12 protein-coding genes are annotated in these 13,958 nt (G+C 58.4%); 3 read left to right on the top strand and 9 right to left on the bottom strand.

From position 1 onward, the window contains the following. Window positions 1–40: 40 nt before the first annotated feature. On the bottom strand, window positions 41–1,177 hold the full coding sequence (locus tag ACWKV9_RS00590; RefSeq protein WP_483834156.1) for an acyl-CoA dehydrogenase family protein: 1,137 nt from the start codon (window positions 1,175–1,177) through the stop codon (window positions 41–43). A 136-nt stretch (window positions 1,178–1,313) separates the two neighbouring features. Between ACWKV9_RS00590 and ACWKV9_RS00585 the strand changes: the two genes are divergently transcribed. Next, window positions 1,314–2,309, top strand: a complete 996-nt coding sequence (locus ACWKV9_RS00585) for a GlxA family transcriptional regulator (RefSeq protein ID WP_483834155.1) — start codon at window positions 1,314–1,316, stop codon at window positions 2,307–2,309. 106 nt (window positions 2,310–2,415) lie between these two features. Here the strand turns inward: ACWKV9_RS00585 and zapE are convergent, their stop codons facing one another. From zapE to ACWKV9_RS00570, 3 genes are all read right to left on the bottom strand, one after another. Then, window positions 2,416–3,510, bottom strand: coding sequence for a cell division protein ZapE (gene zapE / locus ACWKV9_RS00580; RefSeq protein ID WP_483834154.1), 1,095 nt, complete (start codon window positions 3,508–3,510; stop codon window positions 2,416–2,418). 64 nt (window positions 3,511–3,574) lie between these two features. Continuing rightward, a complete protein-coding gene (locus tag ACWKV9_RS00575; protein WP_483834153.1) occupies window positions 3,575–4,924 on the bottom strand; it encodes a tryptophan--tRNA ligase in 1,350 nt (449 codons plus the stop codon). 28 nt (window positions 4,925–4,952) lie between these two features. Continuing rightward, complete coding sequence (locus tag ACWKV9_RS00570; protein ID WP_483834152.1) at window positions 4,953–5,588, bottom strand: alpha/beta hydrolase; 636 nt, start codon at window positions 5,586–5,588, stop codon at window positions 4,953–4,955. A 138-nt stretch (window positions 5,589–5,726) separates the two neighbouring features. On the opposite strand from ACWKV9_RS00570, the gene ACWKV9_RS00565 reads away from it, so the two are divergent. Then, complete coding sequence (locus ACWKV9_RS00565; protein ID WP_483834151.1) at window positions 5,727–6,164, top strand: Z-ring associated ZapG family protein; 438 nt, start codon at window positions 5,727–5,729, stop codon at window positions 6,162–6,164. Window positions 6,165–6,459: 295 nt separating this feature from the next. Here ACWKV9_RS00565 and cysN read toward each other — a convergent pair whose 3' ends face one another. The 3 genes from cysN to ACWKV9_RS00550 form a co-directional block, all read right to left on the bottom strand. Further along, the gene (gene cysN, locus ACWKV9_RS00560; protein ID WP_483834150.1) at window positions 6,460–8,358 is read right to left on the bottom strand and encodes a sulfate adenylyltransferase subunit CysN; all 1,899 of its coding nucleotides are present in this window, start codon (window positions 8,356–8,358) and stop codon (window positions 6,460–6,462) included. 9 nt (window positions 8,359–8,367) lie between these two features. After that, the gene (gene cysD, locus ACWKV9_RS00555) at window positions 8,368–9,285 is read right to left on the bottom strand and encodes a sulfate adenylyltransferase subunit CysD (protein WP_483834149.1); all 918 of its coding nucleotides are present in this window, start codon (window positions 9,283–9,285) and stop codon (window positions 8,368–8,370) included. Window positions 9,286–9,426: 141 nt separating this feature from the next. Then, entirely contained in the window at window positions 9,427–10,185 is a 759-nt protein-coding gene (locus ACWKV9_RS00550; protein ID WP_483834148.1) for a Nif3-like dinuclear metal center hexameric protein, read from the bottom strand. Between the two features lie 111 nt (window positions 10,186–10,296). On the opposite strand from ACWKV9_RS00550, the gene algW reads away from it, so the two are divergent. After that, entirely contained in the window at window positions 10,297–11,463 is a 1,167-nt protein-coding gene (gene algW / locus ACWKV9_RS00545; RefSeq protein WP_483834147.1) for a Do family serine endopeptidase AlgW, read from the top strand. Between the two features lie 109 nt (window positions 11,464–11,572). Here the strand turns inward: algW and hisC are convergent, their stop codons facing one another. Beyond that, window positions 11,573–12,625: a histidinol-phosphate transaminase gene (hisC, locus tag ACWKV9_RS00540; protein ID WP_483834146.1), complete on the bottom strand. Its 1,053-nt coding sequence runs from the start codon at window positions 12,623–12,625 to the stop codon at window positions 11,573–11,575. Window positions 12,626–12,627: 2 nt separating this feature from the next. Then, window positions 12,628–13,953 carry a histidinol dehydrogenase gene (gene hisD, locus ACWKV9_RS00535; RefSeq protein WP_483834145.1) on the bottom strand — a complete coding sequence of 442 codons (1,326 nt, stop codon included), beginning with the start codon at window positions 13,951–13,953 and terminating at the stop codon, window positions 12,628–12,630. Window positions 13,954–13,958: the final 5 nt, after the last annotated feature.

Genomic DNA, 13,958 nt, shown 5'->3' with positions numbered 1-13,958 from the left:
GCAATCGCGGGCAAGCGCGCTCCTACAACGGATCTGGCGACTACAAAGGCCGCGCAATGATCTCCTTCATAATCTCGTTAGTCCCCGCATAAATGCGTTGCACCCTGGCATCCGCCCATGCCCGCGCAATCGGGTATTCCCACATGAATCCGTAGCCACCGTGCAGTTGCACGCATTCATCTAGCACCTTGCATTGCAAATCGGTCGCCCAATATTTGGCCATCGCAGCGGTGGGCACGTCTAGCTTGCCTTCCAGGTGCAATTCCAGGCAGCGGTCGATGAACACCCTTCCGATCTGCACTTCCGTAGCCATTTCCGCGAGTTTGAAGCGGGTGTTCTGAAAGTCGGCGATGGCCTTGCCAAACGCCTTGCGTTCGCGGGTGTATCCCAGCGTCCACTGCACCGCCGCCTCTGCAGACGAAATGGCACCGATTGCAACGGTCAGACGCTCTTGGGGCAACTCTTGCATGAGATAGGCGAACCCCATCCCGGCCTGCCCCAACAGGTTTTCCCTTGGCACGCGAACGTCCTGGAAGAAGAGCTCTGAGGTGTCCTGAGCCTTCATACCGACTTTCTCCAGTCGCTTGCCCTTCTCGAACCCTGGCGCGCCAGACTCCACCAGAAACAGGCTCGTGCCCTTCGCGCCCGCCTTTGGATCGGTCTTGGCCACGACGATCACCAGGTCCGCCAGGTAGCCGTTAGTTATGAAAGTCTTCGAGCCGTTGATCACGTACTCGTCACCGTCCAGCACGGCGGTGGTCTTGACGCCCTGCAGGTCCGAACCTGCGCCCGGCTCGGTCATGGCGATTGCCGTCACCAACTCTCCCGAAACCATTTTCGGCAGATATTTGCGCTTCAGCGCTTCGCTACCGTAATGCAGGATGTAGGGCGCCACGATGTCCGAGTGCAGTGAAAATCCGATGCCGGTCAAGCCCAGCCGGTAGATTTCCTCGATCACTACGGTGGTATAGAGAAAGTCGGCCGCCATGCCGCCGTACTCTTCCGGCAAATGCGAGCACAACATGCCCTGCTCACCCGCACGATTCCATAGCGTGCGATCAATGTGCCCCTGCTTTTCCCACTGTGCGTGAAACGGCGCGGCGTGCTGTTCGAGGAATTTGCGCACGCTGTCTCGGAAGAGTTCGTGCTCGGCGCTGAACAGTGTTCTTGGAAGCATGGGGACACCTTGGCTGCGGGAGGATGGCCCTCAGAGCCTATGCTCAGGCGATGCACGACGACACTGGACACATTAGCCAAAAAATAAGACGATCACGCCGTTGCTTGACCACTTTCCCATATAAGAACAACAGATCATGTCTATTCAACACACCGTGCCCTTGCGGCGCGTTAGCATTCTTGCGATTGATGGCGTGTTTGCCTCGACATTGACGCAGGCCAAAGACTTCTTCCACCTCGCCAGCCTGCGTTACGGAAAACAGCTGGGCCAGGGTTTGAAATCCGCGTTCGAGACGCGCCTGGTCAGCCCGGATGGACAGTCTGTGCGCAGCTTCAGCGAGATTGTTCTGCCGGTCGATAGCGCCCTCGAAAACAGCGACATCATCGTTTTGCCCGCCTTCTCTGACCATTTCGACACGCTTTGCGAACGTTATCCACAGGTCTTGCCGTGGCTGCGTGAACAGCATGCCAGGGGCGCTGTGCTGTGCGGAGAGGCAAGCGGCGTGTTTTGGCTTGCGCAAGCGGGCTTGCTTGATGGCAAGGAGGCCACCACGTACTGGCGATTCTTCAATGACTTCGCCGAGCGCTTTCCAAAAGTGCTGCTCAATCAAGAGAAACACCTGACAGACGCCGACAATTTGTATTGCGCGGGCGGCACCGTTTCGGCGTGCGATCTGTACATTTACCTGATCGAACGCTTCTGCGGTTCAAACGTGGCGCAAACCGTCGCCCGGGACATACTGTACGAAGTGCAGCGCAGCTATACCCCGGGCCGCATGGGCTTCGGCGGCCAAAAGCTGCATCAGGACGTCATCATCCTGCAAATCCAGCACTGGCTCGAAGAGCATTTCGCTGACAAGTTTCGCTTCGAAGACGTAGCTCGCGAACACGGCATGAGCATCCGCAACTTCATGCGCCGCTTCCAGACCGCGACTGGCGATAAACCGCTGCATTACCTGCAACGCCTGCGCATCGAGACTGCAAAGGGATTGCTGTCAGGAAGCCGCAAAAGTATCAAGACCATCAGCTATGAAGTGGGCTACGACGACGCAAGCTTCTTTGCGCGGCTGTTTCGCCAGCACACCGAACTGTCGCCGAACCAGTATCGGCAGCAGTTTCAGCAGGCAGCTTGATGTGACGTTTCTGTAGGAGCGCGCTTGCCCGCGATGGCGGTGTGTCAGTTGCAAACCTGTTTACTGACACTCCGAGATTCGCGGGCAAGCGCGCTCCTACAAATGTCTAAGGCTTATGAGCACGGGACAGGAACTCGTGGGACTGCATTTCGAGCAGCCGGCTCAGGGTGCGCTGGAACTCGAAATTCAGACGTCCGCCGGTGTACAGATCCTTGAGCTCGACTTCAGCCGAGATGATCAGCTTGACGTTGCGGTCGTAGAACTCATCGACCATGTTGATGAAGCGTCGCGCGATGTCGTCGGTGGTGACGCTCATCTGGTACACGCCGCTGATCAACACAGCGTGGAAAATCTTGCCCAGCTCGATGTAATCGTTCTGGCTGCGGGGGCCATCGCACAATTCGGCAAAGTCGAACCACGCCACGTCATCGCACGTACGAATGGCTTTGATCTCGCGATTCTCGATCATCAGCACATCGTTTTCGATAGCTTTGGTGCACTCGGGAGTCAGCGCACGGAAGCTCTTGCGCAGGCTTTCGTGAGCAGCTTCGTTGAGCGGGAAGTGAAACAGTTCGGCTTGCTCAAGATGACGCAGACGGTAATCGACGCCGCTGTCGACGTTGACGATGTCGGTGTTCTGCTTGATCAGCGCAATCGCTGGCAGGAAGCGTGCGCGTTGCAGGCCGTCCTTGTACAAACCATCAGGCACGATGTTGGAAGTCGCGACCAGCGTGACGCCGTTCTTGAACAGCTCTTCCATCAGCGTGCCGAGGATCATGGCGTCGGTGATGTCGGAGACGAAGAATTCATCGAAACAGATTACCCGCGCTTCGTCGGAAAACCGTTTGGCGATAGCCGTCAGGGGATTCTTCTCGCCCTTGAGCGTTTTCATTTCTTCATGAACGCGCTTCATGAAACGGTGAAAGTGCGTGCGCACTTTGTCTTCAAACGGCAGCGCTTCAAAGAAGGTATCGACCAGATAGGTCTTGCCGCGTCCGACACCGCCCCAGAAATACAAGCCTTTGATCACGGTCACTTCTTTCTTGCCGAACAGCTTGCCGAACAGGCCGGGCTTGCTCTGGTGAGCGGCCACAAGGTCGTCGTACAGGCGCTGTAAATGGCGCACAGCGTTTTCCTGCGCGGCATCATGGAAGAAGTCGGGGCGTTTCAGGTCAGCCTGGTATCGTTCTAGGGGGGTCATAGTTTTCGTTGGCTAGGGAGCAAAAACGGGCCGCCACTGTAGCGACGGCCCGTGGGATTGGCAATCAGTCCTGTTGCGGGGCCAGCGCCAGTTTCAAGCTCTGGATAGCGGCGTCGCGACTGGCTGCGTCGGCGAATTCAGGGCTGTCGGCCACACATTGGCCATCAAGCCACAACGTGAAGCGCTCGCCCTCGCTGCGCAGATCAAGCTCACCGCCCTGTTGTAGCTGCTTGGTAGCAGCGCCTGCAGTCTTGCCATCGGCGAAGTTGCGCGACAGCAGCAATTGCTCTCCATCGGCCGCGAGCAGACGGAAGCGGAAGCTGCCGTCGTCTTCGCGGAAACTGACAAAGCGCGGGCCTTTGCTGGCTTTTTTCTTGGTGGAGGCTGTGGTTTGAGCGGCGCTGCGGAATGAACGCAGGCCGACAGCTTCGCGCAACTCGCCGAGGAATGGCGTAGCGGTACGACGGGCTTTCTCGGCACCAGCCAACAGGATGTCCTCCAGGTCTGCCGGGCGCTCGATCAAGCGGTGATAGTTCTCGCGAGCCTCGCCCAGTTCGCTGTCGAGCAACTGGAAAAGACGCTGCTTGGCATCGCCCCAGCCCAGGCCCTGCAACAGATCAGCGCGGAACTCATCGCACTGCTCTTTGCTGGAGAACGCCTGGTACAGCGTGAACAGATGAGAATTGTCCGGATCTTTGGCTTCGCCCGGCAAACGCGAGTCGGTAACGATCCGCGAGATCGCGTCCTTCATCTCTTTGCCGCTGCTGAACAGCGGAATGGTGTTGTCGTAGCTCTTCGACATCTTGCGGCCATCCAGGCCTGGCAAGGTGGCGACGCTTTCTTCGATCAGCGCTTCGGGCATGACGAAGAATTCTTTGCCGTTGCCAAACAAGTGATTGAAGCGCTGCCCGATGTCGCGGGCCATTTCAACGTGCTGGATCTGGTCACGGCCGACCGGCACTTGATGGGCGTTGAACATGAGAATATCCGCCGCCATCAGCACCGGATAGCTGTACAGGCCCATGGTGATGCCTGCGTCCGGGTCATCGCCGGTCTCCACGTTCTTGTCCACCGAAGCCTTGTAGGCGTGAGCGCGGTTGAGCAGACCCTTGGCGGCGACGCAGGTCAGCAGCCAGGTAAGCTCAGGGATTTCCGGGATGTCGGACTGGCGATAAAACGTGACGCGATCAACGTCCAGGCCAGCGGCGAGCCAGGTGGCGGCGATTTCCAGACGCGAACGCTGAATGCGCAGCGGATCATCGCATTTGATCAGGGCGTGATAGTCCGCCAGGAAGTAGAAAGAATCGGCGTCGCTTTGACGACTGGCGACAATGGCCGGGCGGATGGCGCCCGCATAGTTGCCCAGGTGAGGCGTGCCGGTGGTGGTGATACCGGTCAGGATACGAGTGGTCATGATTAGTCGCTTATTCTGGGTGCTGCAATCAATTCGAGAGACGCGGCAGGACCAGATCCTTGAGATCGGTCAGCTTACCGTGGAAAAAGTGTCCGCATTCTGCCACTTTCAGCAGTTCGTGGGGGCGCGATAAGTTGTCGGACCATTCGTAGACGAGTTGGGGATCAATCACTTCGTCGTTTTCCGGCTGAATCAGAGTCAGCGGACCGTTTTGCGGCAGTGCGCTGACGTCCGCGATGCGCATGACCGCAGGCGCGATCATGAACAGGTGATTAAGGGTTTCGCCCTTGACTTCAAGACGACCGCCGAGGGTAGCGGCGACGAAACCGCCGAAGGAAAATCCAAACAATGTCAGCGGCAGATCAGGATGTTTGTCGCGCAACCACTGGGCGACCGCTTCGGCATCGTCGACTTCGCCCTGAGCCATGTCAGAGGTCCCGGCACTGGCGCCGACACCGCGATAATTGAAGCGCAGGGTGATCAGGCCGGCGTCGCGGGCAGTACGTTGCAGCGTCGAGACGACTTTATTGAGCATCGTGCCGCCCTGAACCGGGTTAGGATGGCAGATCAGCGCCACACCCCTGGCCTCTTCCAGGTCGAGGTAAAGGGCTTCCAGTTGGCCGACGGGGCCATCGATGAATACAGGGTTTTCGCGGATGAGCAAGAATGAACTCCGTGACCTTGCAAAAGGTCGACTCGTCTAGCTGATGTCTGTGGCTGGCATATCGGCGATACGTCGCGGGTATACAGCGCAGGTTCGAGCCGTTAACGTAAAGCAAAGCCGTTTATAGAGGAAGGACTCGTGGAACACTCGCTCTTAGTTTGGTTGTTGCCGACCATTGCCCTGGTCGTTGGGGTCGTCATCGGTTTCCTCGTCGCGCGTTTGGTGCCTAATGCCGCGCCTAGCAGCACTCAGCGTCAACTGGATGATGTTCAGGAGCGCTTCGACACGTATCAAAACGAGGTGGTCACTCACTTCAACAGCACGGCCAATCTGGTTCAGAAGTTGTCCCAGAGCTACTCCGACGTTCAAGAACACCTCGCTGAGGGCGCCAACCGTCTGGCCCTGGACGAACTGACCCGTCAGCGCTTGCTCGCTGCCCTGCATCCGGAGGCCAATCAAGCGCCGCGCGATCGCCTCACGCCACCGCGCACGGCCGCCGAGCCACCCAAAGACTACGCACCCAAAATGCCTAACTCACCGGGCATGCTGGATGAGCATTACGGTTTGAAGAAGTAACACGCGAGACGCAGCACACAGAAAGCCCGCCATTTGAGAGATCGAGTGGCGGGCTTTTTTGTGATTGCTCGCTTTTGATGCTGGCCGGTCGTCTACGTCCTTCGGGCTGAAGCACCTCGCGAAAACCCCATAAACCCTGTAGGAGCGCGCTTGCCCGCGATTACGGCGTGTCAGCCAATAATGCAGCGATGGCAAAAACGCTTTCGCGGGCAAGCGCGCTCCTACAGGGAATGCATGATTTCTTCGCAAGAAAAACCCGCCAGTCACGGCGGGTTTTTTGTGTAGCGGACAGCGCTTAGATCGCGCCGCGAGCCCGCAGCAGTTCCAGCACTTGCTTGACGCTTTCCTCGACGTTCAGCGACTGGGTGTCGATGACGAGGTCGGCGTTGAGCGGTACGTCGTACGGGAAGGACTCACCAGGGATGTTGTCCTTATCGGCGGCGTACAGGCCTTGTGGGTCGCGTTCACGGCACACCTGCGGCGAAGCCTGGACGTAGACCGTTATCAAGCGGTCATCGCCAATCAGGCTCTTGGCGTTTTCACGCCCAGCGGCATCCGGCGCAACGAAGGCAGCCAACGTCAACAGACCCGCCTCGTTGAACTGACGCGAGACATGCGCGGCACGACGCCAGTTCTCGGTACGGCCAGCGCGATCCTGCGGCAGCCCCTTGTTCAGGTCGTGACGCAGGTTCTGACCGTCCAGCACGTAAACCGCGCGGCCCATGTCGAACAGCTTGCGTTCGACCGCATACGCCAGCGTGCTTTTGCCAGCGCCGGACAGACCGGTGAACAGCACCGTCGCAGGCTGCTGCCCGAAACGCTGAGCACGCTCCTCGACCGAAACATGCGCCAGGTCGCCATGATGGCTAGCACCGCCTGCGTGCACCGGCTTAGCGATAATCATGCCAGCGCCGACCGTGCCGTTGGTCAAACGGTCAATGACGATGAACGAACCGGTGGTGCGGTTGCTGTCATAACCATCCAGCGCGATGGGGCTGTCGAGGCTGATCTTGACCCGACCGATCTCGTTGAGCTGCAACGAACTGGCAGCGCCCTCCTCCAGCGTATTCACATCCACGCGGTGAGTGATGCTGGCAATCGAGCCCGGCACATAACTGGTGGCGCGCTTGATGTCGTATTTCTTGCCCGGCAACATCGGCTCTTCCGCCATCCACACCAGCATGGCGTCGAACGCGTCGGTCACCTGCGGCACGTTGTCGGCATGCACCAGCAAGTCGCCACGGGAGATGTCGATTTCGTCTTCCATGGTCAGCGTCACTGCTTGACCTGGGCCTGCGTGCTCAAGCTCACCTTCGAACGTAACGATGGATTTCACGCGGCTGCTTTTGCCAGATGGCAGCACAACCACTTCATCGCCCTTATGCACGATGCCGCTGGCCAGCGTACCGGCGAAACCTCGGAAATTCAGGTTCGGACGATTCACATACTGCACCGGGAAACGCAGGTCGGTGTAGTTACGGTCGTTGGCGATCTCGACGGTTTCGAGAATTTCCATCAATGACTGACCGGTGTACCAGGGCGAACGCTCGCTCTTGTTCACCACGTTGTCGCCCTTGAGCGCCGACATCGGCACGAAAGCCATGGTGGTCGGCTTGAAAGCGATGCCGTCAGCGAACTTCAGGTAGTCAGCCTTGATCGACTCGAACACGCTTTCATCGAAGCCGTTGAGGTCCATCTTGTTGATGGCGACCACGATGTGCTTGATGCCCAGCAACGATGCGATGTAGCTGTGGCGACGGGTCTGGGTCTGAACGCCGTAGCGGGCGTCCACCAGAATGATCGCCAGGTCGCAAGTCGATGCGCCAGTGGCCATGTTGCGGGTGTACTGCTCATGGCCGGGGGTATCGGCGATGATGAATTTGCGCTTGGCGGTGGAGAAGTAGCGGTAAGCAACATCGATGGTGATGCCTTGCTCGCGCTCGGCCTGCAAACCGTCAACCAGCAGCGCCAGATCGACTTCGTCGCCGGTGGTGCCCGATTTTTTCGAATCGCGGGTAATGGCTTCGAGATGATCCTCGTAGATCATTTTGGAGTCGTGCAGCAGACGCCCGATCAGCGTGCTCTTGCCGTCATCGACGTTGCCACAGGTTAAAAAGCGCAGCATTTCCTTGCGTTCGTGCTGGCCCAGGTAGGCGAGGATGTCCTCGCTGATCAAATCAGATACGTGCGACATGACAACCCCTTAGAAATAACCCTGACGTTTCTTTTCTTCCATGGAGCCGGCGCCATCGTGGTCGATGACCCGGCCCTGGCGCTCGGAAGTTCGCGTCAGGAGCATTTCCTGAATGATGTCAGTGAGGCTGATGGCCTCTGACTCGACGGCGCCCGTCAACGGGTAGTCGCCCAGCGTGCGGAAACGGACCTTCTTCTTGACGATGCGCTTCTTGTCTTCATCGCTCAGATGATTACGCAGGCGATCGTCGTCGATCATGATCCAGGTACCGTTCATTTCGATGACTTCGCGTTCGGCGGCGAAATACAGCGGCACGATCGGGATGCCTTCTAGATAGATGTACTGCCAGATATCCAGCTCGGTCCAGTTGGAGAGCGGGAACACGCGGATCGACTCGCCTTTGTTGACGTTGCCGTTGTAAACATTCCACAGCTCTGGACGCTGATTTTTCGGGTCCCAGCGGTGCTTGGTGTCGCGGAAGGAATACACACGCTCCTTGGCGCGGGACTTCTCTTCGTCTCGACGGGCGCCACCGAAGGCTGCGTCAAAACCATGTTTGTCGAGGGCTTGCTTGAGGCCTTCGGTCTTCATGATGTCGGTGTGCTTGGCACTGCCGTGGGTCAGCGGATTGATGCCCTGCGCGACGCCGTCCGGGTTGACGTGAACGATCAGGTCCAAGCCCATTTCCTTGACCATTTGGTCGCGGAATTTATACATCTCCTGGAATTTCCAGCGTGTATCGACGTGCATCACCGGGAATGGCAGCTTGCCGGGGAAGAAGGCCTTGCGTGCCAGGTGCAACATCACGGCGGAGTCTTTACCGACGGAGTAGAGCATCACCGGGTTATCGAACTCGGCAGCTACCTCGCGGATGATGTGGATGCTTTCCGCCTCCAGCTGTTTCAGATGCGTCAGTTTGTCGACCATGGTTACTCACGGGGGATAACGTTCTTTATGGAAGGCCAACGGGCCGTATTCGAGCCGGGGACTTTAGCACACGGCTTAATTCTATTGAGACAGCAGACTAGATCGAAACGATCTAACGATATAGCTCTCTGATCGGTGCCTTCAGATCGGATTGGGGCAATCGATAAACAAGTGTTCAAGGGCAAATCGCCGGGCCAGGTAATCGCCCAACGCCTGCACGCCATAACGCTCGGTGGCGTGATGGCCTGCGGCGATGAAGCTGATATCGTTTTCCCGGGCGCTGTGGAACGTCTGTTCAGACGCCTCGCCGCTCAAGTACAGGTCAACCCCTGCCAGTACCGCCTGATCAATGTAGCCCTGCCCACCACCGGTGCACCAACCAACCCGTCGGATCATCCCACTGCCAGCAATCAACAGCGGCTCGCGTCCCAATGCGCTCTGCACGCGATGGGCAAAATCGCGGGGCGTGACCGGCTCTGCGAGCGATCCCACCAATCCAACGATTTTCAGATTTTCTGGGTCCAGCGGCCCTTCGACGGTGATGTCGAGCTGACGCGCCAATTGCACGTTATTCCCCACCTCCGGGTGTAGATCCAGCGGCAGGTGATACGCAAGCAGGCTGATGTCGTGCTTGAGCAGAGTCTTGAGCCGTCGTTGTTTCATGCCAGTGACGCAGGGGTTCTCGCCTTTCCAGAAGTAGCCGTGATGAACCAGGATCAAGTCGGCATCAGCATCGACCGCGGCATCGAGCAACGCCTGGCTGGCCGTAACGCCGCTGACGATACGCGTAACCTGCGAGCGCCCCTCCACTTGCAGCCCGTTCGGGCAATAATCCTGGATCCGCGCACTGTTCAAATAGCGGTCCGCCTCTTCCACCAGCGTGCTCAGTGCGACAGCCATAAAAGACTCCTAAATATGCAGTTCAGACCGTCTCGGTCCTCGTATAATGCCCGCCATTATGGCGCAGGTGACACCCAGTATTGCTGCGCTGCTCACTTCAGGACGTGCTCAATGTTCAAAGCGCTGCGTTTTCTCGGCTGGCCACTGCTCGCTGGCGTGCTTATCGCTTTATTGGTTATCCAGCGTTACCCGCAATGGGTCGGCCTTCCGACTCAGGACGTCAACCTTCAACAAGCGCCACAAACCGCGACCGTGCAACAAGGCCCTGTTTCCTACGCCGATGCGGTCAGTAGCGCCGCGCCCGCCGTTGCCAATCTTTACACGACCAAAATGGTCAAAGACAAACCCAACCATCCGCTGTTTGAAGACCCGCAGTTTCGGCGCTTCTTCGGCGATAACCTGCCCAAGCAACGACGCATGGAATCAAGCCTGGGTTCGGCAGTGATCATGAGCCCGGAAGGCTATCTGCTGACCAACAACCACGTAACCTCCGGCGCGGACCAGATTGTAGTGGCGCTCAAGGATGGCCGCGAAACCATCGCTCGCGTGATTGGCAGTGATCCAGAAACAGACCTCGCGGTCCTCAAGATCGATCTGAAAAACCTGCCTGCTATCACGCTAGGCAGCTCCGACAGCATCCGCATCGGCGATGTCGCGCTGGCCATCGGCAACCCGTTTGGGGTCGGCCAGACTGTGACCATGGGCATCATCAGTGCCACTGGCCGTAATCAGCTGGGGCTCAATACCTACGAAGACTTCATCCAGACCGACGCCGCGATCAACCCCGGCAACTCCGGTGGCGCGCTGGTGGATGCCAACGGCAACCTGACAGGTATCAACACGGCGATCTTCTCCAAGTCCGGCGGCTCCCAAGGCATCGGCTTTGCGATCCCGACCAAACTGGCGCTGGAAGTGATGAAATCGATCATCGAGCACGGTCAGGTGATTCGTGGCTGGCTGGGGATTGAAGTTCAGCCACTGACCCAGGAACTGGCGGAGTCGTTCGGGTTGAAGGATCGTCCAGGGATTGTCGTAGCGGGGATTTTCCGCGATGGCCCGGCGCAGAAAGCAGGCTTGCAGTTGGGTGACGTGATCTTGAGCATCAACGGCGAGCCAGCTGGCGATGGTCGTAAATCAATGAATCAGGTAGCGCGCACCAAGCCGACCGAGAAAATATCGATTCAGGTCATGCGTAACAGCAAGGAATTGAAACTGACGGCGGAAGTGGGCTTACGTCCACCGCAGGCGCCTGCTGCGGCGGCTGCGGGTGAGGATTGATACGAGAGAGTCGCGGAACACTCTGTAGGAGCCAACTTGTTGGCGAGAGATAGTGCGGCCAGCGCATCTAGCCGCCTCGCGAATAAATTCGCTCCTACAGATCTAAACCCTACAACTCCCCTAACGCATCCACCAGCGCCTGGTTCTGTTCAGGCGTTCCGATGCTGATCCGCAGGAACTGCGCGATGCGCTCCTGCTTGAAGTGCCGAACGATCACGCCCTGCTCGCGCACTTTCGCTGCCAACTGCGCAGCGTCATGCTGAGGGTGGCGCGCGAAAATGAAGTTCGCCGCAGACGGCAGCACTTCAAATCCTTTGCCCTCCAACTGCTCGATCAGCACTTCACGGCTGGTGATCACGGCCTTGCAGGTCTGCTCGAAATACGCGCGGTCATCGAAAGCAGCGGCTGCACCGACGATGGCTATGCGATCAATCGGATAGGAGTTGAAACTGTTCTTCACCCGCTCCAGCGCTTCGATCAGATCCGGATGACCGACCGCAAGTCCGACCCGCAAGCCCGCCAGCGACCTGGACTTGGACAGGGTTTGCGTGACCAGCAGGTTCGGGTAACGCTCAACAAGTGTGATGGCAGTCTCGCCACCGAAATCGATGTAAGCCTCGTCTACGATCACCACTGAATCCGGGTTCGCCTTGAGGATCTGCTCAACCACGTCCAGCGCGACCACACAGCCGGTCGGCGCATTCGGATTGGGGAAAATGATGCCGCCGTTGGGGCGCGCGTAATCTTCGGCACGAATCTGAAAGTGCTCATCCAGCGGCACCGCTTCGAATTCGATGCCGTACAGGCCGCAGTACACCGGATAAAAGCTGTAGCTGATATCCGGGAACAGCAGCGGCTTGTCGTGCTTGAAAAATGCGTTGTACGCGTGGGCCAGCACCTCGTCGGAACCGTTGCCCAGGAACACCCGATTGCTCTCGATGCCGTAGTAGCCCGCGACTGCCTGCTTGAGCAGATCGCTGTTGGGATCAGGATAAAGGCGCAGGTTGTCGTTCACCTCAGCGCGCATCGCTTCGATGGCTTTGGGCGACGGGCCGTACGGGTTTTCGTTGGTGTTGAGTTTCACCAGCTTGGTCAGCTTCGGTTGTTCGCCCGGCACATAAGGCACGAGGTCGCGAACAAACGGACTCCAGAATTTGCTCATGCTTATTTACCTTCCTGTTTGTCGACGATTCGGTACTCGGCGCTGCGTGCGTGGGCGGTCAACGACTCACCACGGGCCAGTACGGAAGCAGTCTTGCCGAGTTCGGACGCGCCTTGTTCGGAGCAATAAATGATCGAGGAGCGCTTCTGGAAGTCATACACACCCAGCGGCGAGGAGAACCGCGCAGTGCCCGAGGTTGGCAGCACGTGGTTCGGCCCCGCACAGTAATCGCCCAACGCCTCGGAGGTGTGACGCCCCATAAAGATCGCACCCGCATGGCGCACGTGAGGCAACCAGGCCTCAGGATCAGCAACCGACAACTCGAGGTGTTCCGGCGCGATGCGGTTGACGACTTCAAGCGCCTGTTGCATATCGGCGACCTTGATCAAGGCACCACGGCCTGTGATCGAGGTCTTGATGATCTCGGCGCGCTCCATGGTCGGCATCAATCGCGCGATGCTGTCAGCGACCTTGTCGAGAAACTCCCCATCGGTGCTGACCAGAATCGCTTGCGCGTCTTCGTCATGCTCGGCCTGGGAGAACAGGTCCATGGCGATCCAGTCCGGATCGGTCTGACCGTCGCATACCACCAGAATTTCTGAGGGGCCGGCGATCATGTCGATACCGACCTGACCGAAAACATGGCGTTTGGCCGTAGCGACGTAGATGTTGCCGGGGCCGACGACCTTATCGACCTGCGGCACGCTTTCGGTGCCATATGCCAGTGCCGCAACTGCCTGCGCGCCACCGATGGTGAACACACGGTCGACGCCGGCGATGCATGCTGCCGCGAGTACCAGCTCGTTGAGCTCGCCACGAGGCGTCGGCACCACCATCACTACTTCGCCAACGCCTGCGACTTTCGCTGGAATGGCGTTCATCAGTACCGAAGACGGATAAGACGCTTTGCCGCCCGGCACGTACAAACCAGCGCGGTCCAGCGGCGTGACTTTCTGGCCCAACACCGTGCCGTCGGCTTCGGTGTAGCTCCAGGAATCCTGTTTCTGTTTTTCGTGATAGATGCGGACGCGGTCGGCAGCTTTTTCAAGCGCCTGTCGCTGAGCCGGTGTGATGCGTGTGAGTGCCAGCTCCAAGCGTTCCCGGGGCAGAATCAGATCAGCCATGGACGCCACTTGCAGGCCGTCGAAACGCTGGGTGTATTCCACCAGCGCCGCATCACCGCGCTCACGCACGTTTTTGATGATGTCCAGCACCCGCTGATTCACCGAGTCGTCGGACACACTTTCCCAGCTCAGCAGGTGATCCAGATGTCGTGCGAAATCCGGGTCAGCAGCGTTGAGTCGGCGAATGTCGGTGGAAGTGGTCATAGCGG

The organism is Pseudomonas corni, from assembly GCF_057128765.1.
The sequence above is the reverse complement of the archived record's forward strand: the minus strand, read 5'-3'. Positions and strand labels throughout refer to the sequence as shown.

Coding starts and splice junctions, on each gene's coding strand:
- ACWKV9_RS00590 (WP_483834156.1), bottom strand. CDS start 1,177: ATGCTTCCAAGAACACTGTTCAGCGCCGAGCACGAACTCTTCCGAGAC.
- ACWKV9_RS00585 (WP_483834155.1), top strand. CDS start 1,314: ATGTCTATTCAACACACCGTGCCCTTGCGGCGCGTTAGCATTCTTGCG.
- zapE (WP_483834154.1), bottom strand. CDS start 3,510: ATGACCCCCCTAGAACGATACCAGGCTGACCTGAAACGCCCCGACTTC.
- ACWKV9_RS00575 (WP_483834153.1), bottom strand. CDS start 4,924: ATGACCACTCGTATCCTGACCGGTATCACCACCACCGGCACGCCTCAC.
- cysN (WP_483834150.1), bottom strand. CDS start 8,358: ATGTCGCACGTATCTGATTTGATCAGCGAGGACATCCTCGCCTACCTG.
- cysD (WP_483834149.1), bottom strand. CDS start 9,285: ATGGTCGACAAACTGACGCATCTGAAACAGCTGGAGGCGGAAAGCATC.
- ACWKV9_RS00550 (WP_483834148.1), bottom strand. CDS start 10,185: ATGGCTGTCGCACTGAGCACGCTGGTGGAAGAGGCGGACCGCTATTTG.
- algW (WP_483834147.1), top strand. CDS start 10,297: ATGTTCAAAGCGCTGCGTTTTCTCGGCTGGCCACTGCTCGCTGGCGTG.
- hisC (WP_483834146.1), bottom strand. CDS start 12,625: ATGAGCAAATTCTGGAGTCCGTTTGTTCGCGACCTCGTGCCTTATGTG.
- hisD (WP_483834145.1), bottom strand. CDS start 13,953: ATGACCACTTCCACCGACATTCGCCGACTCAACGCTGCTGACCCGGAT.